General features: G+C 64.1%; 22 protein-coding genes and 1 tRNA gene. 2 read left to right on the top strand and 21 right to left on the bottom strand.

Translation table 11 applies throughout. The annotated features are described in order from the left end of the window. Positions 1–9: 9 nt before the first annotated feature. The 7 genes from arcD to rfbB form a co-directional block, all read right to left on the bottom strand. Positions 10–1440, bottom strand: a complete 1431-nt coding sequence (gene arcD, locus FM069_RS09420; protein ID WP_143488042.1) for an arginine-ornithine antiporter — start codon at positions 1438–1440, stop codon at positions 10–12. 497 nt (positions 1441–1937) lie between these two features. Next, on the bottom strand, positions 1938–3305 hold the full coding sequence (locus FM069_RS09415) for a sigma-54-dependent transcriptional regulator (RefSeq protein WP_143488041.1): 1368 nt from the start codon (positions 3303–3305) through the stop codon (positions 1938–1940). After that, positions 3302–5131, bottom strand: coding sequence for a sensor histidine kinase (locus tag FM069_RS09410; RefSeq protein ID WP_143488040.1), 1830 nt, complete (start codon positions 5129–5131; stop codon positions 3302–3304). The genes FM069_RS09415 and FM069_RS09410 overlap by 4 nt, the downstream gene beginning before the upstream one ends. A gap of 48 nt (positions 5132–5179) precedes the next feature. Continuing rightward, positions 5180–6046 carry a dTDP-4-dehydrorhamnose reductase gene (gene rfbD / locus FM069_RS09405; RefSeq protein WP_143488039.1) on the bottom strand — a complete coding sequence of 289 codons (867 nt, stop codon included), beginning with the start codon at positions 6044–6046 and terminating at the stop codon, positions 5180–5182. Further along, entirely contained in the window at positions 6043–6588 is a 546-nt protein-coding gene (gene rfbC, locus FM069_RS09400) for a dTDP-4-dehydrorhamnose 3,5-epimerase (protein ID WP_143488038.1), read from the bottom strand. The genes rfbD and rfbC overlap by 4 nt, the downstream gene beginning before the upstream one ends. After that, the gene (gene rfbA, locus FM069_RS09395) at positions 6585–7463 is read right to left on the bottom strand and encodes a glucose-1-phosphate thymidylyltransferase RfbA (RefSeq protein ID WP_143488037.1); all 879 of its coding nucleotides are present in this window, start codon (positions 7461–7463) and stop codon (positions 6585–6587) included. The genes rfbC and rfbA overlap by 4 nt, the downstream gene beginning before the upstream one ends. Next, positions 7460–8536 (bottom strand): dTDP-glucose 4,6-dehydratase, encoded by a 1077-nt coding sequence (gene rfbB, locus FM069_RS09390; RefSeq protein WP_143488036.1) that lies wholly within the window; start codon positions 8534–8536, stop codon positions 7460–7462. Before rfbB ends, rfbA begins: the two co-directional genes overlap by 4 nt. 305 nt (positions 8537–8841) lie before the next feature. Between rfbB and FM069_RS09385 the strand changes: the two genes are divergently transcribed. Beyond that, entirely contained in the window at positions 8842–9171 is a 330-nt protein-coding gene (locus FM069_RS09385) for a hypothetical protein (RefSeq protein WP_143488035.1), read from the top strand. Between the two features lie 72 nt (positions 9172–9243). On the opposite strand, the gene FM069_RS09380 is transcribed toward FM069_RS09385, so the two are convergent. From FM069_RS09380 to FM069_RS22275, 4 genes are all read right to left on the bottom strand, one after another. Then, positions 9244–9459, bottom strand: a complete 216-nt coding sequence (locus tag FM069_RS09380) for a hypothetical protein (RefSeq protein ID WP_143488034.1) — start codon at positions 9457–9459, stop codon at positions 9244–9246. After that, entirely contained in the window at positions 9456–9752 is a 297-nt protein-coding gene (locus FM069_RS22280) for a DUF2934 domain-containing protein (RefSeq protein ID WP_143488033.1), read from the bottom strand. Before FM069_RS22280 ends, FM069_RS09380 begins: the two co-directional genes overlap by 4 nt. Before the next feature lie 172 nt (positions 9753–9924). Then, a tRNA-Thr gene (locus FM069_RS09370) sits at positions 9925–10000 on the bottom strand. Positions 10001–11029: 1029 nt separating this feature from the next. Next, on the bottom strand, positions 11030–11371 hold the full coding sequence (locus tag FM069_RS22275; protein WP_143488032.1) for an ogr/Delta-like zinc finger family protein: 342 nt from the start codon (positions 11369–11371) through the stop codon (positions 11030–11032). A gap of 407 nt (positions 11372–11778) precedes the next feature. Between FM069_RS22275 and FM069_RS09360 the strand changes: the two genes are divergently transcribed. Then, positions 11779–12126 (top strand): helix-turn-helix domain-containing protein, encoded by a 348-nt coding sequence (locus tag FM069_RS09360; RefSeq protein ID WP_143488069.1) that lies wholly within the window; start codon positions 11779–11781, stop codon positions 12124–12126. A 726-nt stretch (positions 12127–12852) separates the two neighbouring features. Here FM069_RS09360 and FM069_RS09355 read toward each other — a convergent pair. The 10 genes from FM069_RS09355 to FM069_RS09310 form a co-directional block, all read right to left on the bottom strand. Then, on the bottom strand, positions 12853–14115 hold the full coding sequence (locus FM069_RS09355) for a phage late control D family protein (protein WP_143488031.1): 1263 nt from the start codon (positions 14113–14115) through the stop codon (positions 12853–12855). Beyond that, complete coding sequence (locus FM069_RS09350; RefSeq protein WP_143488030.1) at positions 14112–14552, bottom strand: phage tail protein; 441 nt, start codon at positions 14550–14552, stop codon at positions 14112–14114. The genes FM069_RS09355 and FM069_RS09350 overlap by 4 nt, the downstream gene beginning before the upstream one ends. Before the next feature lie 13 nt (positions 14553–14565). After that, complete coding sequence (locus FM069_RS09345; protein WP_143488029.1) at positions 14566–16995, bottom strand: phage tail tape measure protein; 2430 nt, start codon at positions 16993–16995, stop codon at positions 14566–14568. Next, positions 16982–17104: a GpE family phage tail protein gene (locus FM069_RS09340; protein WP_143488028.1), complete on the bottom strand. Its 123-nt coding sequence runs from the start codon at positions 17102–17104 to the stop codon at positions 16982–16984. The genes FM069_RS09345 and FM069_RS09340 overlap by 14 nt, the downstream gene beginning before the upstream one ends. 8 nt (positions 17105–17112) lie before the next feature. Next, entirely contained in the window at positions 17113–17433 is a 321-nt protein-coding gene (locus FM069_RS09335) for a phage tail assembly protein (protein ID WP_143488027.1), read from the bottom strand. A gap of 491 nt (positions 17434–17924) precedes the next feature. Continuing rightward, positions 17925–18440, bottom strand: coding sequence for a phage major tail tube protein (locus FM069_RS09330; protein WP_143488026.1), 516 nt, complete (start codon positions 18438–18440; stop codon positions 17925–17927). A 28-nt stretch (positions 18441–18468) separates the two neighbouring features. Beyond that, entirely contained in the window at positions 18469–19638 is a 1170-nt protein-coding gene (locus FM069_RS09325) for a phage tail sheath protein (protein ID WP_143488025.1), read from the bottom strand. A gap of 193 nt (positions 19639–19831) precedes the next feature. Then, a complete protein-coding gene (locus FM069_RS09320; protein WP_143488024.1) occupies positions 19832–20722 on the bottom strand; it encodes an NAD(P)/FAD-dependent oxidoreductase in 891 nt (296 codons plus the stop codon). Between the two features lie 88 nt (positions 20723–20810). Next, positions 20811–21257, bottom strand: a complete 447-nt coding sequence (locus FM069_RS09315) for an Rrf2 family transcriptional regulator (protein ID WP_143488068.1) — start codon at positions 21255–21257, stop codon at positions 20811–20813. A gap of 146 nt (positions 21258–21403) precedes the next feature. Further along, the gene (locus FM069_RS09310) at positions 21404–21901 is read right to left on the bottom strand and encodes a hypothetical protein (protein WP_143488023.1); all 498 of its coding nucleotides are present in this window, start codon (positions 21899–21901) and stop codon (positions 21404–21406) included. Between the last annotated feature and the right edge of the window lie 35 nt (positions 21902–21936).

Here is a 21936-nt window from a genome sequence, read left to right as displayed (position 1 = left end):
ATCGGTACGTCAGAGCGTCAGGAAACCGCTGTACAGGCCGTAGGCGGCGATCAGCGCGCCCACCATCACGGTGGCGAAGATCACCTTCTCGGGGGTGGTAAACACCGCCAGCCCCTGCTCGCGTTTCGCCTTGGCGAAGAACAGGGCGCCGGGGGCGTACAGCAGCGCCGACAGCAGCAGGTATTTCAGGCCGCCGGCATACAGCAGCCAGACGGCGTAGATCAGCGCGATGGAGGCGATGATCAGGTCCTTGCGACGCTCACCGGGGGCGTTCTCGTAGGTTTCCCCACGGACGCTGAGCAGCACGCCATAGGCCGCCGACCAGAAATACGGCACCAGGATCATCGAGGTGGCCAGGTAGATCAGGCTGGTGTAGGTGCTGGCGGCGAACAGGGTCACCACCAGGAACAGCTGCACCATGGCGTTGGTCAGCCACAAGGCGTTGACCGGGACGTGTTGCGCGTTCTCCTTCTTGAGGAAATTGGGCATGGTGTGGTCGCGGGCGCCGGCGAACATGATCTCCGCGCAGAGCAGCACCCAGGACAGCAGTGCGCCCAGCAGCGACACCACCAGGCCGACGCTGATCAGCACCGCGCCCCAGTGGCCCACCACGTGTTCCAGCACGCCGGCCATGGACGGGTTGGGCAGCTTGGCCAGCTCCGGTTGGCTCATCACACCCATGGACAGCACGTTGACCATCACCAGGATCGCCAGCACGCCGAGGAAGCCGATGATGGTGGCCTTGCCCACGTCCGAGCGTTTCTCGGCGCGGGCCGAGTAGATGCTGGCGCCCTCGATGCCGATGAACACCCAGACGGTGACCAGCATCATGTTGCGCACCTGGTCCATGACGCTGCCCAGGTCGGGGTTCATCTCACCCCAGACGTCGCGGGTGAAGATGTCCGCCTTGAACGCCACGCCGGCCAGCACGATGAACATCAGCAGCGGCACCACCTTGGCGACCGTGGTGACCAGGTTGATGAAGGCCGCTTCCTTGATCCCGCGCAGCACCAGGAAGTGCACGGCCCAGAGCAGCACCGAGGCGCCGACGATGGCCGCCGGGGTGTTGCCTTCGCCGAACACCGGGAAGAAGAACCCCAGGGTGCTGAACAGCAGGACGAAGTAGCCGACGTTGCCCAGCCAGGCGCTGATCCAGTAGCCCCAGGCGGAGGAAAAGCCCATGTAGTCGCCGAAACCGGCCTTGGCGTAGGCGTAGACGCCGGCGTCCAGTTCCGGCTTGCGGTTGGCCAGGGTCTGGAAGACGAAGGCCAGGGTGAGCATGCCTACGGCGGTGATCGCCCAGCCGATCAGCACGGCGCCGACGTCGGCGCTGGCTGCCATGTTCTGGGGCAGGGAAAAGATACCGCCACCGATCATCGAACCCACGACCAGCGCGACGAGGGCGCCCAGTCGGAGTTTTTGTGAGGGGTTGTCGGACATGGCGTGCCTCCTTACGACGGGCAGAAGTTGAGGGTATTAGGCGCGCGCACTCGCTGCGGCACATTGACGTGTATCAAGCGCGAGCCAAGCGTCCTGCCGGCGAACTCCTTTCCCTGATCTGGCGCACGTTTTGGAGCTCCGATCAGTCGTGGTCTCGGAGGCTCCAAGGGGCGGCGGGGCACGTGGCCGTGGTGCGAGCCCCCGATAGACCGTAGAACAAATGTCCTCGTCTGCAAGCCTGCAAACACCTTCGGCGGAGGGCGGGCGGCGGCATGGCGCGGTCTTTTTCCAGAGCCCTCGATCACCGAAAAGTTGCCCGTTCGGTCGACATTCGCGTCGCGCCGGCGCTCACCGTCAGCGACCTGCGCGCCGACGCGACAGGGGCCGACGCCGCGCCTCGCGCGGGCTCCGGCGGACGGATCCAGGATCGTCAGAAAATGTTGCAGCGGGGTGACGCGGCTCCGCGAAATGCTGCCGCGGGGCCGCGGAGAGGAGACTCAGTCGGCGTCGTCGGCGCTGCCGCCACCGAAGTGCAGGCCGTGCTTGCGCAGCTTGTCGTGGAGGGTCTTGCGGGGCAGGCCGAGGGCTTCGGCGAGGCTGCGCACGGAGCTGTGGGGACGGGTCAGCTCGGCGGCGATCAGGGCGCGCTCGAAGGCCTCCACCTGCTCGCTGAGGCCGCCGCTCACCACCGGCAACTCCGGCGTGGCGTCGTCCAGCGCCAGGTCCAGGCCGAGGGCGAAGCGTTCGGCGGCGTTCTGCAGCTCGCGCACGTTGCCCGGCCAGCTGTGGGTCAGCAGCTGCGCGCGCTGCTGGCTGTCGAGGCTGCGCGGCGCCACGCCGTGACGCTGGCTGGCGTTGTCGGCGAACTGCTGGAACAGCCGCAGGGCGTCCTCGCCGCGCTCGCGCAGGGGTGGGATGCGCAGGCTGGCGACATTCAGCCGGTAATACAGGTCGGCGCGGAAGCGGTTCTGGTCGGCGGCCAGGCGCAGGTCTTCCTTGGTCGCGGCGATCACCCGGATGTCCAGGGGGATCAACTGGTTCGAGCCCATCCGCTCGACGCTGCGCTCCTGCAGCAGGCGCAGCAGCTTGACCTGCACGTCGAGGCTCATGCTCTCGATCTCGTCGAGGAACAGGGTGCCGCCGTTGGCGTACTCGAACTTGCCGATGCGGCGCTTCTGGGCGCCGGTGAAGGCGCCGGCCTCGTGGCCGAACAGCTCGCTCTCCACCACCGACTCGGCCAGGGCGCCGGCGTTGATCGCCACGAAGGGGCCGTCGCGGCGGCTCGACAGGTCGTGCAGCGCCCGCGCCACCACCTCCTTGCCGGCGCCGGTCTCGCCGAGGATCAGCACGTCGGCGTGGGTCGCCGCCAGGGCGCCGATCTGCTCCCGCAGGCGCTGCACCGCCGGCGACTGGCCCAGCAGGCGACCGCTCAGCTCCTGGCGGTCCGCCAGGGCCAGGCGCAGGCTGCGGTTCTCCAGCACCAGGGCGCGCAGGGCGAGGGCGCGGCGCACGCTGTCCAGCAGCGCATCGCTGGCGAAGGGTTTCTCCAGGAAGTCGTAGGCGCCGGCGCGCATCGCCTGCACCGCCAGCGGCACGTCGCCGTGGCCGGTGATCAGCAGCACCGGCAGTTCCGGGTCGCGGGCATGCAGCGCGGCCAGCAGCGCCAGGCCGTCCAGCCCGGGCATGCGGATGTCGCTGACCACCACTCCCGGCCAGTCGCGGCCGAGGCGCTCGGCGACGCCCTCGGCCTCGGCCAGGGTCTGCACCTTCAGGCCGGCGAGGTCGAGGGTCTGGCTCAGGGCCTTGCGCAGGTGCGGGTCGTCGTCGATCAGCAGCACCTGGATGGAGGGGTCGATGGCGGTCATGGCGGGGAGTCCTCGGGTGACTGCGGGGTGACGCCGGGTATGGCGGCGCGCATGCGCAGGGTGATCAGCGCGCCGCCCTGGGGATGGTTGGCGAGCACCAGCTCGCCGCCCAGGGCACGCATCAGGCTGTCGCAGATGGCCAGGCCGAGGCCCAGGCCCTGGGCGCTGGTCTTGGTGGTGAAGAACGGTTCGCGGGCGCGGGCCAGGGCCTCCGGGCCGAAGCCGGGGCCGTTGTCCCGCAGGGTCAGCTCGATGCCGTCGGCGGTGCGCTCGGCGCTCAGCCACAGGCGTCGCGGCTGGGCCTTCTCGCCCAGGGCGTCGAGGGCGTTGGCCAGCAGGTTGCCAAGCACCTGGCGCAGGCGCGTCTCGCCGGCCTGGACCCACAGGGTCGCCTCCGGCAGGTCGCGGATCAGCTCCACGTCCATCGCCCGCCGGCGCTTGGCCAGCAACGCCAGGGCGTCGTCCAGGGCCGGTTGCAGGGCGACGCTCTCGGGGGCGTGGCGGTCGCGCCGGGCGAAGGCCCGCAGGTGGGTGATGATGGACGCCATGCGCCCGGTCAGCTCGCGGATCAGCGTGAGGTTTTCCCGCACGTCGTCGACCCGGCCGTGGTCCAGTAGCACCCCGGCATTGTCGGCGTAGCTGCGGATCGCCCCCAGGGGCTGGTTGAGTTCGTGGCTGATGCTCGCCGACATGGTGCCCAGCACCGACAGCTTGCCGGCCTGCAGCAGCTCGTCCTGGGCGCGCACCAGTTCCTGCTGGGCCTGCTCGCGCTCCAGCACTTCCTCCTTGAGGCGGCTGTTGAGGGCCTCCAGGTCGCGGGTGCGCTCCAGTACCCGCTGCTCCAGCTGGTGCCGGGCGCGGGCGTCGAGGGCGATGCGCTCCAGGTAGTGGCGACGGCGCAGCATCATCAGCCCCAGCAACAGGATCAGCACCAGCAGCGCGCCGCCACCGATGGCCATGGCGGTGCGCACCTGGCGGTCCACCAGCTCCCGGGGCGCCAGGATGCTCACGGTCCAGCCGGTCTCCGGCAACTGCCGGTCGAGGGTCAGCCAGGCACCGGGGCGCAGGCGCAGCGGCGTCGGCGCCTGCTCCGGGTAGGGCTGGGTGTCGACGATGGCGGCGCGCTCGGCGATGTCCAGCGGGCGGCTGGCGCGGAAGCGCCATTCCGGTCGCGAGGTGAGGATCACCACGCCGTTGGCGTCGGTGACCATCAGTTGCTCCGGGGTCTTGCCCCAGAGGGTCTCGGCGTAGTCCAGGTCCACCTTCACCACCAGGGCGCCGAGAATCCGCTCGCCGTCGCGCACCGCGCTGGCGAAGTAGTAGCCGCGCTTGCCGGAGGTGGTGCCGAGGCCGAAGAAGCGCGCCAGGCGACCCTGCATGGCCTCGCGGTAGTAGGGGCGGAAGGCGAAGTTGCGGCCGACGAAACTGTCCGCCTGGTCCCAGTTGGAGGCCACCAGGGCCAGGCCCTCGGGGTTCATCAGGTAGATCACGTCGGCGCCGGTCTGCTGGCGGATCTCCCCCAGCAGGCGGTTGGCCTGGTCGATGCCCTGGGCGTCCTGCGGGTTGAGCAGCGCGGCGCGCAGCAGCGGCAGGTCCCCCAGGAGCGGCGGCATCACCTCGAAGCGGCGCAGGGTGCCCAGCAGGTTGGCGGTGTAGAGGTCGAGGGTCTGGCGGTTCTGCTCCAGCAGTTCGTGGCTGTAGTAGCGCTCGACGAACAGCTGCAGTGGCCACAGCAGCGGCGCCAGCAGCAGGGCGAGCAGCGCCAGGCTGCGCCAGCGGGGGCGCCGCGGCCGGGCGGTGGACGGGTCGGTGGGGCTGCGGTTCATCCGCGCATTATGCACGCGGCCCGCGCCGGGCGGGCCGTGCTGGCGGGTTCAGCGGGGTGCCGCCAGGCAGGCGTCCAGGCCGGCACGCCAGTCGGGCAGCGCCAGGCCCCAGTCGCGGCGCAGCTTGTCGCCGCTCAGGCGCGAGTTGAGCGGCCGCCGGGCCGGGGTCGGGTACTCGCGGGACGGGATCGCCTCCAGGGTGGCGCAGGGTTTTCCCTCGGCCCGCAGGTGCTCGGCGATGGCGCTGGCGAAGCCGTACCAGGAGGTCTCGCCGCCGGCGGTGAAATGGTAGGTGCCCCAGTGGGCATGGCCGGCGCGCCAGCGCTGGATCAGCGCCGCGGTGCCGTCGGCGATGTCGCCGGCCCAGGTGGGCGCGCCGACCTGGTCGGCCACCACCCGCAGGTGCGGTTTTTCCTGCAGCAGGCGCAGCATGGTCAGCAGGAAGTTGCGCCCGTGGCGGGAGTACACCCAGCTGGTGCGCAGGATCAGGTGGGCACCGCCCACTGCCTGGATCGCCTGCTCGCCGGCCAGCTTGCTGGCGCCATAGACGCCCAGGGGATTGGGGCGGTCGTCCTCGTGATAGGGGGTGGCCTGGTCGCCGTCGAACACGTAGTCGGTGGAGTAGTGGATCAGCGGGATGCCCAGGGCCGCCGCTTCCTCCGCCAGCACCCCGGGGGCCGTGGCGTTCAGGGCGTAGGCGGCGTCCGGCTCCTGCTCGGCCTGGTCCACCGCGGTGTGGGCGGCGGCGTTGACGATCAGCGTCGGGCGCAGCGCCCGCACGGTCTCGCGGATGCGCGCCGGGTCGGCCAGGTCGAGGCGCTCGCGCCCCAGGCAGAGCACCTCGTCCAAGGGCGCCAGGGCGCGTTGCAGTTCACGGGCGACCTGGCCGTGGTGGCCGGTGACGAGGATGCTCATGGGAAGGTCTCGGCCTCGTGCAGGCCGACGCCGGCGAGGTCCTTGGCGGACAGCTGCGGCTCGCCGTCCAGCGGCCAGTCGATGGCCAGCTCAGGGTCGTCCCAGCGGATGCAGCGCTCGTGGACCGGCGCGTAGTAGTCGGTGGTCTTGTAGAGGAACTCGGCCTGCTCGCTGAGCACCAGGAACCCGTGGGCGAAGCCTTCCGGAACCCACAGCTGGCGCTTGTTCTCCGCCGACAGGCGCACTCCGACCCACTGGCCGAAGGTGGGCGAGCGGCGGCGCACGTCCACCGCGACGTCGAACACCTCGCCCTGCACCACCCGCACCAGTTTCCCCTGGGCCTGTTCGATCTGGTAGTGCAGCCCGCGCAGCACGCCGCGCTGGGACAGGGAATGGTTGTCCTGGACGAAGTCGCGGCGCACACCGGTGGCGTCGGCGAAGGCCTGGGCGTTGAAGCTCTCGAAGAAGAAGCCGCGGGCGTCGCCGAACACCTTGGGTTCGATGATCAGCACGTCGGGCAGGGCGGTGGCGATGACGTTCATGGCGCGTCGATCTCCCCCGCCAGCTGGAACAGGTACTGGCCGTAGCCGGTCTTGCCGAAGGCGCGGGCCTGGCTGAGCAACTGCTCGCGGTCGATCCAGCCGCGCTGGAAGGCGATTTCCTCCAGGCAGGCCACCTTCAGCCCCTGGCGGTGCTCGATGGTCTGCACGTACTGGGAGGCCTCCAGCAGGCTGTCGTGGGTGCCGGTGTCGAGCCAGGCGAAGCCGCGGCCGAAGCGCTCCACCCGCAGGTCGCCGCGCTGCAGGTAGGCGTTGTTCACGTCGGTGATCTCCAGCTCGCCACGGGCCGAGGGCTTCACCGCCCGGGCGATGCGCAGCACGTCGTTGTCGTAGAAATACAGGCCGGTCACCGCGTAGCTGGACTTCGGCTGGCGCGGCTTTTCCTCGATGGAGAGGGCGCGGCCGTCGGCGTCGAAATCCACCACGCCGAAGCGTTCCGGGTCCTTGACCCAGTAGCCGAACACCGTGGCGCCGTTGGGCTGGGCGGCGGCCCGCTCCAGCTGCTCGGTGAAGTGCTGGCCGTGGAAGATGTTGTCGCCGAGGATCAGGCACACCGAATCGTCGCCGATGAACGACTCGCCGATCAGGAATGCCTGGGCCAGGCCGTCCGGGGACGGCTGCACGGCATAGTGGAAGTGCACGCCGAACTGGCTGCCGTCGCCCAGCAGGTTGCGGTACTGCGGCAGGTCCTGGGGCGTGGAGATGATCAGGATCTCGCGGATGCCGGCGAGCATCAGCACCGAGATCGGGTAGTAGACCATGGGCTTGTCGTAGATCGGCAGCAGCTGCTTGGAGACGCCCAGGGTGATGGGGTGCAGCCGGGTGCCGGAACCGCCGGCGAGAACGATACCTTTCATGGCTGCGACCCTCCCAGGCTACCGAGGCGCTCGCGCTGGTAGCTGCCGTCCTGAACGCGGCGGCACCAGTCGAGGTTGTCCAGGTACCACTGCACGGTCTTGCGCAGGCCGCTCTCGAAGGTTTCCGCGGGGGTCCAGCCCAGCTCGCGCTCGATCTTGCCGGCGTCGATGGCGTAGCGCAGGTCGTGGCCCGGGCGGTCGCTGACGAAGCGGATCAGGTCGGCGTAGCGCGCGACGCCGGCGGGCTTGGCCGGCGCCAGTTCCTCCAGCAGGGCGCAGATTCCCTGGACCACGTCCAGGTTGCGCTTCTCGTTGTGCCCGCCGATGTTGTAGGTCTCGCCCACCATGCCCCAGGTGACCACCTGCAGCAGGGCCCGCGCGTGGTCTTCCACGTACAGCCAGTCGCGCACCTGCTGGCCATTGCCGTAGACCGGCAGCGGCTTGCCTTCCAGGGCGTTGAGGATCATCAGCGGGATCAGCTTCTCGGGGAAGTGATACGGGCCGTAGTTGTTGGAACAGTTGCTCACCAGCACCGGCAGTCCGTAGGTGCGGTGCCAGGCGCGGACCAGGTGGTCGGACGCTGCCTTGCTCGCCGAGTACGGCGAGCTGGGGGCGTAGGGCGTGGTCTCGCGGAACAGGTCGTCGGCGCCGTGCAGGTCGCCGTACACCTCGTCGGTGGAGATGTGGTGGAAGCGGAACGTTCCGCGGCGCGGTTCGGGCAGCGCTTGCCAGTAGGCACGTACCGCGTCCAGCAAGGCGTAGGTGCCGACGATGTTGGTCTGGATGAACGCGGACGGACCGTCGATGGAGCGGTCCACGTGGGACTCTGCCGCCAGGTGCATCACCGCGTCGGGCTGGAAGTCCTCCAGCGCCCGGCTCACCGCAGCGGCGTCGCCGATGTCGGCCTGGAGGAAGCGGTAGCGGGGATCGTCCGCCACCGTCGCCAGGGATTCCAGGTTGCCGGCGTAGGTGAGTTTGTCGAGGTTGAGCACGCTGTGCTCGGTATGCCGCAGCACATGGCGGATCAGCGCCGAACCAATAAAACCGGCGCCGCCGGTCACCAAAATGCGCATGGAAATCGTGCTCTCTTCACAAGGGGGCCCGGTTGGGCGGCGTATAGCTTGTCCACCGGGTACGTGGGAAGCAAGTGTAACCGGTGGACGGCCGCCGGCGGGGGTTCAAAGGGAGCGGCATTCACGCGCGGAGTTCCGTGGATCGGGGGATGGGGCAGCTCGTCGGGCGAATGGCCATCACTCAACGGCGCACTTGTAAGGCGTAAAAGGCCTCTATAAAATATAGGAAAACCTGTAAGGCGTGCCGGGAAATATAGGCAAAAGGTCTGTGCGTCTAGAGGTGATGTATGCAGGGAAGAATCGCCATGGCGGATTTTCTGCCCTGTGCGGTAGCGCTAGCAGTCGTCGCAAGGAGATTCCAGATGGCACAGGCTACGAGCGAGAGAGAACCCCTCCGTCCATTCAAGAAGTACACCTTCGATTATCTGGAAACGGAACAGGTGTTCATAATCGGTCAAAACGATAACGAACAGGGTAATAATCAGCACATCGTGCTATGTGAAGAGCAAATTGACCATTTTCTAAAAACGCTGCAGCGCTTTCAGTCAGCGATTGCTCAAGAACGAGAAGAACCATTAATCCGAAACGCCAACTGCTTATTAACTCAGCACCAAAAAGGCTCGAGATCCACGTGATCATCAGTAATCGGGTTTATAGGTAAACCCATTCAGGGAAAGCCCGCGATCCGAGCGGGCTTTTTTATCGGTCTATGGCTGCTGATGATGACCAGGAGTAGTGCCCTTTTCCTTAGGATGAAGAATCGGCGCTACTTGGACATCCGTCAGCGCTGCACTAGCACCATGCAGCGCTTTCAAGCGTTCGAGCGCTTGATCCGGTGTCAACGGATCGTCCTGGGTAGAGAGCTCGGCCGAGCTGGGCTGGTTATCGACGATATAGCTGACCAAATAACGATGCTCTTTCATTGCGGTTCCCCGGTACGACGGGGAACCACAACGGCCGAATGAGCCAAAACCCCTGCATCAGGTTCTTTGCGCGCTCTTGGAATGGTGCTCAATCCAGCCTCTAGGAGTGCAGCGATACGCCCTTTGAACGTCGGGTCTTTTGTCAACTTTTCAATCGAAGAGGCTAGCCTCGCTTCATCGGCCAATAGGCCCAACGCCTTTTCCCAGTGATGCAGGTGCTCGCTCGCGGGCTTACCCTCAGCTTCCCAGAGGCGGTAGGCTCGCTCCCGAATGTCTTCGCTTGAATGCGCCATGGTAGTCCTCCAACAGAGTCTCTGTCGGTAGAAGGGCACGTTGGGACAAAGTTCAGGAGGCCGGATGAATGCCTTGCCACTGATCGTCACACGCACCTCGCGCGCGATGCAGCACAGGCTGTAGAACAAGGCCAATCAAAAAAGCCCGGCATGGCCGGGCTTTCATGGAAGTTGGTGCCGGCAAGAGGAGTCGAACCCCCGACCTTCGCATTACGAATGCGCTGCTCTACCTACTGAGCTATGCCGGCACGCAAGGGCCAAGAGGCCCCGCAGGGTCGCAATTGTGCTTGCTTTCGAACCGGCCGGCAACTCACCCCCAGTCGGTGAGCGCAGGATTGATGACGAACCGCGCCGTTGTTGTTTTCGCCTACTGACTGTTCGGGATGGAACGCCGACGTTTTGGGGTTTATTCATCCTCAAGGGCGGCAGTGACTAAATTTAGAGCTACCGGTATGACCTGGGAGGGCTGTAGCGTCGAAACTTGGTCCTTGTTTCGCAGGCTGGTTTTCATGGGGTGGTGACTCATGCTTGTGGTCCCTGCTGAGGGTGCGGTCGGGCCAACTGCTCCACCTCGCATCGCAAGGCGATTGCGACTGTCGGACTGATCTCTGCCAGCTCCAGCAGCCCAGCTATGTAACCCTCCAGACTGGATAACAGCAGAATGCACAGGTCTGGGTCTGCTGCATGACGTTCCAGCGCGGCCAGTCCTTTATTAATGACGGTGTGACCTGCGCGTAGAGTGCTCAAAAGGGGCGTACTGGCAATGGCTCCATGAGAAAGGCTAGGTGCGCTTCCCCTATTCGCTTCTACTCCGAGCATTGCGTTCCTTGGGGTCGCCTCCAGCGTGCGGGTCAGGCATGGAAGGAACAGTCGCTTCGAGGCGGAATGATCAACAGGCATATCAGAGGTAATGAGGCCCATACAGGCGGTCCTTCCAGGTGCAGCACTCCCCTACCCATAGGCGGGTATCGGGGAATGGGTAGGTCGGCTTGATTGCTGGGAGCGAGCTATCGATCTGGTCGTGTGCGCTCAGGATCGTACTGATAGCGTGGCGTATCGATTGCGCCCCACGAATACGCCCGTGGATACGGTTCGTTTTTTCCTGACGAGCATGTGGGCGCGTGCGTGCTGAAGCGAGCCGGCTGGCAAGGTACGCCAAGTCCTGGTCCCGAGCGGTGCCCATCGTGACAGCGTGCCTCCAATCCGGTTTTCCAGGCGGATGCATCTGAACCAATGACGCAATCTCTGCCGGGTCATATCGCTCCGGCGTGAGGCGCTCATGCGTCTGCGGTCCCCGTTGCACAGGCAATGGAGCGTGCATGATCAGCCGGCGCATCATTCTCTGCGGACTGCGTGTCGTGGGCGCGCTGTGCCATGCGGCGCGCGTAGTGTGATGTTTCCGGCAGGGAGCATGAAGGAGCATCCGCCAAGCCACTCGGGTTGATCAAATGAGTCAACTCGGTGTGGCCGCCAATCCCGGCGTTACAGAACGGATTGCTGCACGTGTAGAGTTCCTGGCGCAGAAGCGTATGGGCGCGCCAACTGGTGCGGCAGATCAACTTGGAATTACAGAAGGGGCAATTGAACTGCGAACGGGGTTTACGGGAGGCCTGGCTCATTGAGAAATCCTCTGTAGATAGGGGCAACGGTCTGCCACGTCGGATCGGTCGGTAACCAAATGTGGGTTTGGAAAAGTGAATGTCATCCTCTAGCTGGCGATCACGACCGGTCTTGCACGAGGTCCGAACTCGACTTCAAGCCGAGTAGAACGCACACCGATCGATCTCGCCTTGCAGGCGTTTCTTCGGCCGCAGCGCGCTGTGCAGCTAGTACTGTCGTGCCGCTTGCAGGCTCGGCAAAGGCACGGAGGGCAGGGCCTTCAAGAACCGGGCATTCACTGGCTTTATCCCGAGCTTGCTTGGTGAGCGGAGGGTTAGGCATAGTGCAGTTTCGTGTGATTTCGTGTGATGACAGCTGCAGTATTTCCCACGAATGATGGAAAGTCAACGTGATTTTGGAGACATTCGTGGGTATCCATGAGCGCCTGAAAGAGGAGCGCCTGCGATTGGGCTACAACCAGTCGGAATTTGCTGCGGCTGGGGGCGTGACCAAGAACTCGCAGTTCAATTATGAAAAAGGTGACCGTAGCCCCGATGCGGGCTATCTCGCGGCCATTGCGGACATCGGCGTGGATGTTTATTACGTCGTTACCGGACGACGAGTGCCGCTTCAGGCTGATGCGCTGAACGAAGAAGAAACCCAGATGGTTGGCTATATGCGCCGACTACGAGATCCCGCCGACAGAGAATCCATTCTCCGTCATGCCTACGTACTGGCTGCCTCTGCAGCTGCATACGCCAATCAGGCGCCCTGACCTGCTTCCGGCGCACCTAACTCAAGGTCTTGTCAGCGCCCCGTTGAATCGAGTCGGCTGCACCCATCTTCGCGTATCTGAACGTACGGCTTGGAGTCCTGCCATCGCTGATGGCGGTTGTAGCAATGAGTGCCTGGTAGACGCCGGACAGAAAAGCTGGCAGTTATTGTCTTAACGCTCGAACAGCTTATTTTTGTAAACCGAAACGAGGTCAGTGAGCACGTGCAGTTTGGCGAGGCTCTTTCTAACGTTGCCTATACCGCCTGTCCGAAAGCCCAATCTTCACTCCAATCGTGTGCGGTTTCGCATCGATAAAAAATGAACGAAACCTAAAACCGTTGTCACAGCACTGGCTGTAATGGCCTTTTGCCTTTTGCTTCAACGGAATACTGCTGTTCGCAGTAAAAGGGGAGTCAGGACAATGGAGCGGGCTTATGTCTAGCACAATCGAAACGGGTCGGGCGTTGATTCTGTATGGGTTAGCACTCGCACCTCACGAGTGGTTGCTGCTGACGTTGTACAGAGCCTTGAATGAGAAAGATCGTTCAAGCGTCCTAAGGTATGTGGAGGCGCTGGACCAACTTATGCGGCGCACGCCAGTGATGAATGGAGCAGGATTCGGTATGCAGCCACTCACTCGCTGATAGTTTTAAGTCAAAGTTAACCCGTCATTCTTCGAGGGCGGCGGCCCAAAGCCGCCGCATCGAGCTCCCTCCTCCTGCTTCGCTACGCACTCGCTTTCAATCGCGCATATTCCTTCTCAACGGCCTGCTTCGCCGAAGCTTTCGTTGCATACAGCGCCGTCAGGTGCCGAGGATTATGCTGATCGCCTGCTGTGACCTTGTCTTCTTTTCCGGTCTCGCTTGCTCGATACCACGCCACGACGCCGGTATAGCCGCTGGTTCCGTCGGCCAATTCGGCGATTTCGAAATCCGCTAGCTGACTCTCGAGATCGAGACTGGTACTCAGGCCGCCCTCGGCTGTAAGGCTGTGCTGAACGTGGCTACCCTGCCAGATGACCCCGTCAATTTCCGCTTTCATGCCCGAGACGGTGTAAGTCATTTCCGGTATCAGGTCGGGTCGGCCTTGCGCGAGTGTGTAGCGGAAGGACGCCTTGCCCCGTTGCAACCGACGCCAGTGGGCCTGCGCTGTGCGTAAGGCCGTGTCCCGATCGCCATAGGTGTGGCGCAGTTCCATTAATGTGTCGCCGTTGCCTGCCACGACCTGCTCCTTTTTCGCGCTGTCCAGGTCGTAGTAATAGGCCCGAACCCCCTCGTAGTTGTCCCGATCCGCCTGCAGATAACTGTGGCGATCTCCGTCCTGCCGGTTCAGGTACGCGTGGCCCAGCGAGGCGCCGCTGGCAGCCCTTCCACCATCGCGCGGAAAGAACAGCAGGCGTCCCGCTTTTACGGTGGCTACCGCATCGTTGTCCTCGCCAAGGCGTGTGATGAGGTTGGCATCGGACTCATTGGCCTGATCCAGGTGGGCCACCGGCACTGCCGCCAGCGTCGGATCGATCAGGGGCTGTAGGTCGTAGGTTTCGGCAAGAGATTGCAGGATGGTGCCCAGCGTGGTGGCGTGGAAACTGCGCTCGCGCTTCTTTTTCAGTGTCTTGCGCAGGTCGGCGCTGCGGGCGCGAATATCGAGAACGTCAGGTGTCCCGCTGTGCTCGACTTCGTCGACGATGTAGCTGCCCTTGTCTACCAGGCCCGTGGTGGACCACCCCAGCCATACTCGGATCGTCGCCCCACGAGGCGGAAGCTCCAGCAGGCCATCGTGATCGGAAAGGCTCAGGCTGAACTGATCTGCTTCCATGCCTCGGTTGTCCGTCAGTTCCAGGCGGATCAGCCGGGGGATGATCAGGGTCGAGATGTCCCGGCCATCCACCACCACCCGGTAGATGGGTACCGGGTAACCGTCGCGTCCGGCATGGTCGTCGCGTGCGCCATGCAGCAGGGTACTGCCGTGGTCCTGCAGCTCGCGGATCACAGGAGTGCTCGCAGCAGCTGGGAGTCGGCGTCCGCCAGGTTACCCAACAGGTCGGCGCGGCCATCATCCACGCGTTTGAGGGACAGGCTGAACTCGATGCGCCGTGCCGCGCCGTCCGTGAAGAAGAGGGAGCGGGTCTCGTCGATATTTTCGATCACCCAGGTCCCGTAAATCCGCCCCGTGCCTTCCACCAGGGCCCAGGCCTTACCGGTACCCGCCATGTAGCGAAGCACATCCAGGCTGATAGGGCTACCGGCCAGCTCCGGCATTAACACGCCAGGTAACGTGATGCTGTCCTCGCCCTGGCCGACGAACTGGCGGGCAGGATTGCTGCCAACACGGCTACTGCTGGCATGCCGGTATTCGGTTTTGCGTTGCAATTCCTGGTACGCGAGGGTGGGTAGGCTGAAGACGAACAGCCCGAGCGCCATCATCATGAGGATTCTCCGGTTAGTCTTGGTCAGTGAGACGGCTGCGGCGGCGGGCGGCTCTTTCCGCCTCGATGCGCATGAGCTCGGCCCGCACGGCCTGGGCGACACCCTGGGCATCGCCATTGGCGCCGACGTTGATTTGAATCTGGTAGGTGTCCTGGCTGCTGTAGCCGGCCGCCTGGCTGGCGCTCAGTGGGGGACGGCTATCGAAGCGGATGCCGCTTCCCACGCCCCGCATACCAAGCGGGCCGTCGGCATTTTCCAGGCCTGTCACGAAGCCCTGCATGGTGAAGTCGCCTAATTGGGCGAACACCCGTGACGGGCTGTGGATTTCCATCTTCTCCTTGAACCAGTCGATGGCAGATCCGGCGGCGCTGGTGATGGCGTCCTTCACTGCGCTGAACTTGGCCTTGATGCCGTTAACCAGTCCATCCATGAGCATGCCGCCGGCTTCGCTGAAACGGATGGGCAGCTCCAGGCCCAGATAATTCAGGACGCTGGCGAAGGCGGTGTAGAACAGTCCCAGAGGGCTGAAGTTGGTCAATATCGTCAGGATGCCGCCCACGCCTCCTGCGAAGGCGGCCTTGACCTCATTCCAGAAGCTGTTGAGGGAGGTCAGGACCGATTGCCACAGATTGGTGAAGAAGTTCGAGACCGCGCCCCAGTTGCTATAGAGCAGGTAAGCGCCTGCGGCGAGTGCGGCGACCGCCGCGACGATCAGCAAAACGGGGCTGCTCATGAGGGCCATCCCCCCGGCGATGACACTCCAGACGACCCGAAGCGTGGCGAAGGCCCCCAACAGTTTTGAAACTCCCAGTGCGACGCCGCCAAGGGCTCCCGCTACGAGGCCGATCACCGCGACGACCCAGACCAGTGATTTCGCCAGTGTGGGGTTTTCCTCGATCCATGCCCGTACCGAGGCTGCCAACGCGCTGAATGTCTTCAGCAGCGAGATCAATTCGGGTTTAGCGGTTTCACCCAACGCAGACAGAACATCGTTGTAGCTGTCCCGCGCGCCTTCCATCGCGTTACTGACGCTTTCAAGCTGCCCATTCACTCGCTGTCGCAGGTCCGCCTGGACTTGCATCCGGGCGATGACCTGCTGGTAACCCGCCGTACCCTGATTCATCAGAGCTTCCGCGGCTTTCAACGTCTCTTGGTCATCACCGAATAGCGAGGCCATGACGGGGACACGGGCCGTGGCGTCCAGCGTCTTGAGCTTTTGAAGTTGGGCGAGCAGCGTATCGATTCCACCGAACCCGCCTGAGCCGTCGCTGAAATCCATGGAGAAGCCGGCTTTCGTGGCCTTCAATAGCTTGTTCGCTTCTGCCAGGCGCTTGGTATCCAGGCCCGCCTGAAAGACCTCGCTGATGGCAACGCCGGCCGACTCGCCGGACACTTCCGCCTCGTTGAGCATCACCAGCAGTGGGGCGAGCGAGTTGGCTGCTTCTCCCCCTCTCTGCTTGATCAGATCCATGGCCGGCGCCATGCGGGTGAACCCCTGCAACAGGTCGTCGCTGCCGAGCCCCATGTTGTCGACGCGCTGCACGACGTCCATCAAGCCCATCATGTCCGCGCCGGAGGCGCGGGTGGCGGCCTGCATCCTGGCGGCGAATTGTCCTGCTGCATCCGCGGGCATGCGCAGCTGAACGCCTAGGTAACCCGCCGCCTCGGCCGTGCCGTCGAGGATCGAGCGGGCGCTCAGCCCCTGGCGCTGCAGTACGGTCATCATGTCCAGGTAGTCCGCCGAGCTACCGGGCAACTGTTCTCCAAGTCGGGTAGCCAGGTCAGTGAGACGCTGGAAGTCTTCTGGCACCGACCCATCCGATAGCTTCATCGAGGCCTGAAGCTGGAGGGCGCTGCCTTCATGGGGTAGCAAGGATTTAACCGCTGCCATCAACGGGCGTTTGGCCATGCCGGCCACATTGAGGCCAGCCTCTCCTACCCGGTTCAGTTTCTCGCGTTGCTGGGCGAGTCGCTCGCCGCTGGTCTTGACGCGGTCGTTACCGGCTGCGATCAGGGCTTGCAGAGTGGACTCCGCCTTGCCCAGATTGCGGGTGTCGACGCCGGCACCGTTCAGTCGGTTCTGCAGTTGCCGTAGCGCATTCTGTTGCTGCTCGTAACGATGGGTGAGCGCGTCCGATCCGCGCACGGCTGCCTGAAAGTCCGCTGTCATGGCCCGGGTGGGTTGGCCTGCGTTGGCCATTTGTTGAGCCAGCCCGCTGACCCGTGTCTGGGCATCACGCATGGCCTCCGCCGTGTTCCTGGCCGCCGCACTCTGGGTATTCCAGGCGCTGATATCGGACTGGGCACGATTCAGGGTACGCAGGCTCGCCTGCGCTGCGGTGAGTTCTCGGATGGTGCCGAAGAGGTTGTCCTGGATTTTCTTCAAGGGGCCGCTCACCTTGTCCAGGAAGGACAGCAGCACCTGTGCCTTATTCACGGCCATTTGGTTCTACCCTTGCACGTGCGCGATCGCGCCACTCCATCAGTTCCAGCAGGCCCAACCGATCCATGTCGGTTGGCGCCCAATGAAACACCACTGCTAGATCGGCCATCGCATCTTCTACGCGGTGGGGTAAAGCTCCGCCCGGGCCGATTTCTTGAGCAAAAAAGTGGCGATCTTTCCTCCTGCGTCGAGCAGGTCCGCCGGGTCCATCAGCCTGGCCTCATGATCGGTGATGGACGGTGCACTGATGCGCGGAAGCAGCTTGATGATGGCGCCGACGTCGAGCTGCAGCAGTTCGCTCAGCGCAATCCCGCGCAGTTCGCCCGCGGAGGGCTTGCGCAGGCTCAGCTGTTCGATGAGCTGATCGCCCCGGGCGATCGGCTGATCCAGAATGAGGGTGTTGTCGTCATTTGCTGGGGTATTGATACGGGTGTCCATGGTGGGCTCCGAAGGGTGGGTTGACCCTTGAAACTGTGCCGTACGCACGCGCCGGTCGATAGCGGCGTAGTGCGTAGCGAGTGCGTTTACAAGATGGATTGCCCCATCCCCGCCAGGAGTCGGCTCCTCGATCACTGCAGCCCAGTGCGGTGGACGTCTTGCGAGGCGTGGTCGTCAGGCATGAACGCGCTGCCCCGATGCCGATGGGCATCAGGCGAACTTCGGGATAGAGGCAACGAGGCGATTCGAGAAGGGCGGATGCCAACGCGCGAGAGGCTGAGCGCATCGTCGGTCATCGAGAGCTCGATACGGGACAGGCATGGCGCTGTATGCCTTGATGGCTTTCCGGATTGAGTGTCTCGGAGGGTGTGAAACGCAGGCGATGGGAGTGTCGGCAGGTCGGTGAGACCCTGCTGATGGAAAGGAAGGGGGATGCGGGCATGCCCATGGCCCGCAGGTGCGGACCATGGGCAGTTCTCACGTAGGAATGATCAGATACCGATCGCTTTGCGCTGCTCGGCCAGCCTGTCCACACCATCGACGATCTCGATGAAGTTGAGCAGGTCGATCTCGATCTCGACCCGGCCGTTCACCGTCAGCTTGTAGTAGCTGCAGGTGGTGGTCACTTTCTGCTCGGTATCTTCGCCCGGAGTGCCTTCACCCGGTTCGATGGTCTCGTGGCGGCCGCGCACCACCACCTCGACCGCGTCCACCTCACCGGTATCGTCACGCTGGTAGGCACCGGCGAAGCGCAGCAGAACGCCATCGGCGCGGATTGCACCCCACTGGCGCAACGTTGCGACGTCGAATCCGCCGCAGGTCCACTCCAGGGCGATACCGTCGTCGGAAAGACCGAGGTCCGCCTTGACCGGGCCGCTCATGCCGGCGCCGCGAAACGCCTCCATCTTGCGGCCCAGGGATGGCAGGGTGACTGTCTTGGCCACACCTTGGTAGCTTTGGCCATCGTTGAAAATGTTCATGTTCTTGAGTTTGCGGGGCATCGCCATAATAGGGCGCTCCTATAGTCGTCGTGGGTCAGGCGTTGACGCGGCTGGCGAAGTCCGCGAGGTAACGGTCGGTAATGCGCTGGCGCAGGGTCAGGTCCTCCAGCGGCGGTACCGGGGTGTAGTCGTAGTCCAGGTACAGTTTCCCGGCCTTGAGGGTGTCCTTGGTGTTGATGCTGTCATCGAACCAGCATTCGGCGCCGATCAGGTAGCCGGCCGCCACCAGTTCACGGAACTTGGCGTTGACGGTTTCCACCAGGTCGCGAGCGAGGGACGGGTGCAGCCCCTTGTCCACCGCCCACAGTTGGCCCTCGGCGATGGTGTCGGCCAGCACCTGGGCGGTGCGGGTGTAGTTTTCGAAGGCGAAAAGCGGATCGTCCGAACAGGTCCGGCTGCCCCAGAAGCGATAGCCGTTCTGGTTGATCAGGGTCGTCACGTCGTGACTGTTGAGGTAATCGCTGTCGGTCGCGGTGTTCTGCAGGTCCCAGAACACATCGTGGCTAAGACCCGTGACGCCGTTGACCGGAGCGTTGGAAAGGGTCTTGTGCCAGCCCACCGACTGGTCCAGCTGGGCGCGCAGACCCAGCGCCCGCGCCGTGGCGCTGGCGGTTTCGGTCTTGCTGTCACGCGTGGACCAGGCCAGGAAGTCAGGCCAGAGCAGCATCAGCTCACGGGCGCCGAAATTGGCGCGGTAGGCGGTCGCGTCTTCCTTGGTTTCGCAGCCCCAGGCACTGGCGTAGGCGAACGCCCGCATCTGCTGGGCGATGCCCACCAGCGCAGCGGTCACCGGCTGGCTGTCGAGGCCCGGTACGCCGAGGATGCGTGGAGTGACGCCGAGCTGACCGCGAGCGGCCAGCAGAGCCTTCATGCCGGTGTAGCGCCCGCTTGCGGTGGTGCCAACCAGGTTCGAGACGGTTTCGGCTTCGGTCTGACCTTCTTTGGCGCGGACGACGACCGTAACCGCTTGGGCCTGATCGGCAATCGCCTGCAGGCTGGCACCCAGCGTACCCTTGATACCGGCCTTGTCGACGGCACGTTGCACGTCGGTCAGAAGGACTGGCGTATCGAGGGGGAACGCGGTGGGGTCGGCATCTTCGGCGGTGCAAACCATGCCGATGATGGCGGTGGAGACGGGGCGAATGGTGCGGGAGCCTTCGTTGACTTCGAGAACTCGTACACCGTGGTGGTAACCGGTGGTCATGGGTATTTCCTGTACAGGGTGGGTGTCCGTGCAGGATGTCGCGGAGAGACCGGTGGGCGAAAGCGACCGCGGTTGTAGCGGTTGGCGTTACAACCGGAGCGCTTGCGAAGGCCGATTTGCGGGGCGTAAAGGGACGTTCAGGCACCGATGACAACCGGCGGGCGCATGCACCGGGCGCTCATGGGATGATCCTTCATCCCAGGCCGAACATCAGTGCCCGGTGCGCCGCCGCGCCCGCCAACGCACCGTCGCCGACGGCCAGGGCTACGTTGCCCGCGGCCCTGGCGGTGTCACCACAGACGAAGACGCCGGGTACCGAGGTGGCCTGGGTTGCATCGGTACGAATGAAGACACCCAGCGGCCATTCTTCCAGTGCGCAGCCCAGCTGCTTGGCAAGCGGGGAAACATGCAGGCGTGTGGCGACGAACAGACCGTCGAACGACAAGGCCCGGTCATCGCTCATCACAACCGTCAACGCAGAGCCTTCCAGTCGTTTCACCTGACCCTCCTCAAGGGTTACTCCCCGAGTCTGCAATTGCGATCGCTGCGCCGAGTCCGGTTCGAAGCTGCCGTTGAGCAGCAGGGTGGTTTCGCCCCAGTCCGGCAACATCAGGGCGTGATGCATCGACAGAGGGGTAGAGGCCAGGACACCGATTCGTCCTCGGTTCAGCTCATAGCCATGGCAATAGGGGCAATGAAAAACCTGTTTGCCCCAGCGTTCGGCCAAGCCGGGGATGGCCGGTAATTCGTCCACGACCCCGCTGGCGAGAATGAGCAGGCGCGCAAAGTGGCTTCGTCCCTGGTCATCCGTCACGTCGAAGCCCTCGGCATGACGCTGCGCCCGGTCGACCCGGGCTGGCAGCCAATCGACCGTGTCGTAGGCCATCAATTGGGCACGCCCTTTGGCGGCGATATCGGCTGCCGCCACACCATCCTGGGTGAGAAACCCGTGGGAAAGGGAGCCGAAACGGTTGCGTCGCTCACCGGCATCCATCACCAGTACGCGCCGGCGGGCACGCGCCAGTTGCAGGCCCGCCGACAAACCGGCATAGCTGCCGCCGATGATGATCACGTCATAGACCATGGTGCACCTCAGTTCGCGAGTTTATGTAACTTTAAAAGTTACACTAATGGGCGATAGGTTTGAAGTGCGTGCGAGCGGGCTGGAGCGGTCAGTCAGACGAAGAAGGGGCGTGAGTACCGCACAACGCGTTGAATTCGCTGGAAAGGTCGGCCAGCGTGACTGCGCCCAAACGTTCAAGCAGCAAGGCCTGAGCCTGCCCAAGTGCTTCTTCGAGGGAGGCGTTGACCGCACGTTCCACGGCACAATTGGGATGTTCGCGATCGGTACCAATGGCGAAGATCCGCGGCCCACCGACTGCGTTGTGGATATCCAGCAGGGTTACCTGGGTCAGGTCGCATGCCAGGGTCCAGCCGCCGTTATAACCCTTCTCGGCGCGTACATAGCCGGCCTGTCGAAGTCCGGTCAGGGTGCGCCGCACCACGGCGGCATGGGTACCGAGCATTTCTGCGATCTGCTCGGAGGTGACGGGGCGACCGTCGCGGGCCATGTGCAGCATCACATGCAGCATGCGGGACAGGCGGCTATCGGTTCTCACGGCTCGGTCCTGATCGATGAGGAAGAGCATGAACGATACCGGGGTAAGGCACGCACCGCATCTTCACTGACCGTTCGATTCCCCCCTCGACGCAACCGCGTTGCGATCGTGCCGATGGGGGACTCATTGACCCCGCCGTCGACTGGCTAGCGTTCTGCTGGCACCGGGGGTGTATCCAGGATTTCGGCTGCCCGTGTGGCGGTGAGAAGCTGCAGGCTCACCAGATAATCCACGCCCTGCCTGACCAGCGGAGCGCTGAGGTCGACGTAGCGGGCCCGCCCGGCCAGGTCGAGGAAATCCTCCACCTGGACGTCCTTTTTGGCTGCCGTGCGGATTGCCAGGCGCTCCTGATCGAATCGCATCAGGAAGGCCAGGGGAGACAGACGCCAATCCGTAGGCGGTTCTTCACCCGTCACGATGCTCCAGCGTTGTACCCACACACCTTTGACTTTCTTCGGTGCCAGCTCCTGCAGGCTGTCCCAACTGTTGGGCAGCTCGGGCGGCTCGGTGGGCTGGACGACCGCGTAGCCCAGGGATTGGGCATGTTCGTCTGGCAATGGATTGGCCAGTGTCGCGGGCGACAAGCGTTCGCGTACTTGGTATTCAGTCAGTGGGTATTCCAGGGTTTCGAGGTCGATATACATGGCTTTATCCAATCAACGTAATAATAACTTTGCCA

It is taken from the genome of Pseudomonas mangiferae (genome assembly GCF_007109405.1).
Lineage (GTDB): Bacteria > Pseudomonadota > Gammaproteobacteria > Pseudomonadales > Pseudomonadaceae > Pseudomonas_T > Pseudomonas_T mangiferae.
The sequence above is the reverse complement of the archived record's forward strand: the minus strand, read 5'-3'. Positions and strand labels throughout refer to the sequence as shown.

Coding starts and splice junctions, on each gene's coding strand:
- arcD (WP_143488042.1), bottom strand. CDS start 1,440: ATGTCCGACAACCCCTCACAAAAACTCCGACTGGGCGCCCTCGTCGCG.
- FM069_RS09415 (WP_143488041.1), bottom strand. CDS start 3,305: ATGACCGCCATCGACCCCTCCATCCAGGTGCTGCTGATCGACGACGAC.
- FM069_RS09410 (WP_143488040.1), bottom strand. CDS start 5,131: ATGAACCGCAGCCCCACCGACCCGTCCACCGCCCGGCCGCGGCGCCCC.
- rfbD (WP_143488039.1), bottom strand. CDS start 6,046: ATGAGCATCCTCGTCACCGGCCACCACGGCCAGGTCGCCCGTGAACTG.
- rfbC (WP_143488038.1), bottom strand. CDS start 6,588: ATGAACGTCATCGCCACCGCCCTGCCCGACGTGCTGATCATCGAACCC.
- rfbA (WP_143488037.1), bottom strand. CDS start 7,463: ATGAAAGGTATCGTTCTCGCCGGCGGTTCCGGCACCCGGCTGCACCCC.
- rfbB (WP_143488036.1), bottom strand. CDS start 8,536: ATGCGCATTTTGGTGACCGGCGGCGCCGGTTTTATTGGTTCGGCGCTG.
- FM069_RS09385 (WP_143488035.1), top strand. CDS start 8,842: ATGGCGGATTTTCTGCCCTGTGCGGTAGCGCTAGCAGTCGTCGCAAGG.
- FM069_RS09380 (WP_143488034.1), bottom strand. CDS start 9,459: ATGAAAGAGCATCGTTATTTGGTCAGCTATATCGTCGATAACCAGCCC.
- FM069_RS22280 (WP_143488033.1), bottom strand. CDS start 9,752: ATGGCGCATTCAAGCGAAGACATTCGGGAGCGAGCCTACCGCCTCTGG.
- FM069_RS22275 (WP_143488032.1), bottom strand. CDS start 11,371: ATGAGCCAGGCCTCCCGTAAACCCCGTTCGCAGTTCAATTGCCCCTTC.
- FM069_RS09350 (WP_143488030.1), bottom strand. CDS start 14,552: ATGATGATGGCGCTCGGGCTGTTCGTCTTCAGCCTACCCACCCTCGCG.
- FM069_RS09345 (WP_143488029.1), bottom strand. CDS start 16,995: ATGGCCGTGAATAAGGCACAGGTGCTGCTGTCCTTCCTGGACAAGGTG.
- FM069_RS09340 (WP_143488028.1), bottom strand. CDS start 17,104: ATGGCCGATCTAGCAGTGGTGTTTCATTGGGCGCCAACCGACATGGAT.
- FM069_RS09335 (WP_143488027.1), bottom strand. CDS start 17,433: ATGGACACCCGTATCAATACCCCAGCAAATGACGACAACACCCTCATT.
- FM069_RS09330 (WP_143488026.1), bottom strand. CDS start 18,440: ATGGCGATGCCCCGCAAACTCAAGAACATGAACATTTTCAACGATGGC.
- FM069_RS09325 (WP_143488025.1), bottom strand. CDS start 19,638: ATGACCACCGGTTACCACCACGGTGTACGAGTTCTCGAAGTCAACGAA.
- FM069_RS09320 (WP_143488024.1), bottom strand. CDS start 20,722: ATGGTCTATGACGTGATCATCATCGGCGGCAGCTATGCCGGTTTGTCG.
- FM069_RS09310 (WP_143488023.1), bottom strand. CDS start 21,901: ATGTATATCGACCTCGAAACCCTGGAATACCCACTGACTGAATACCAA.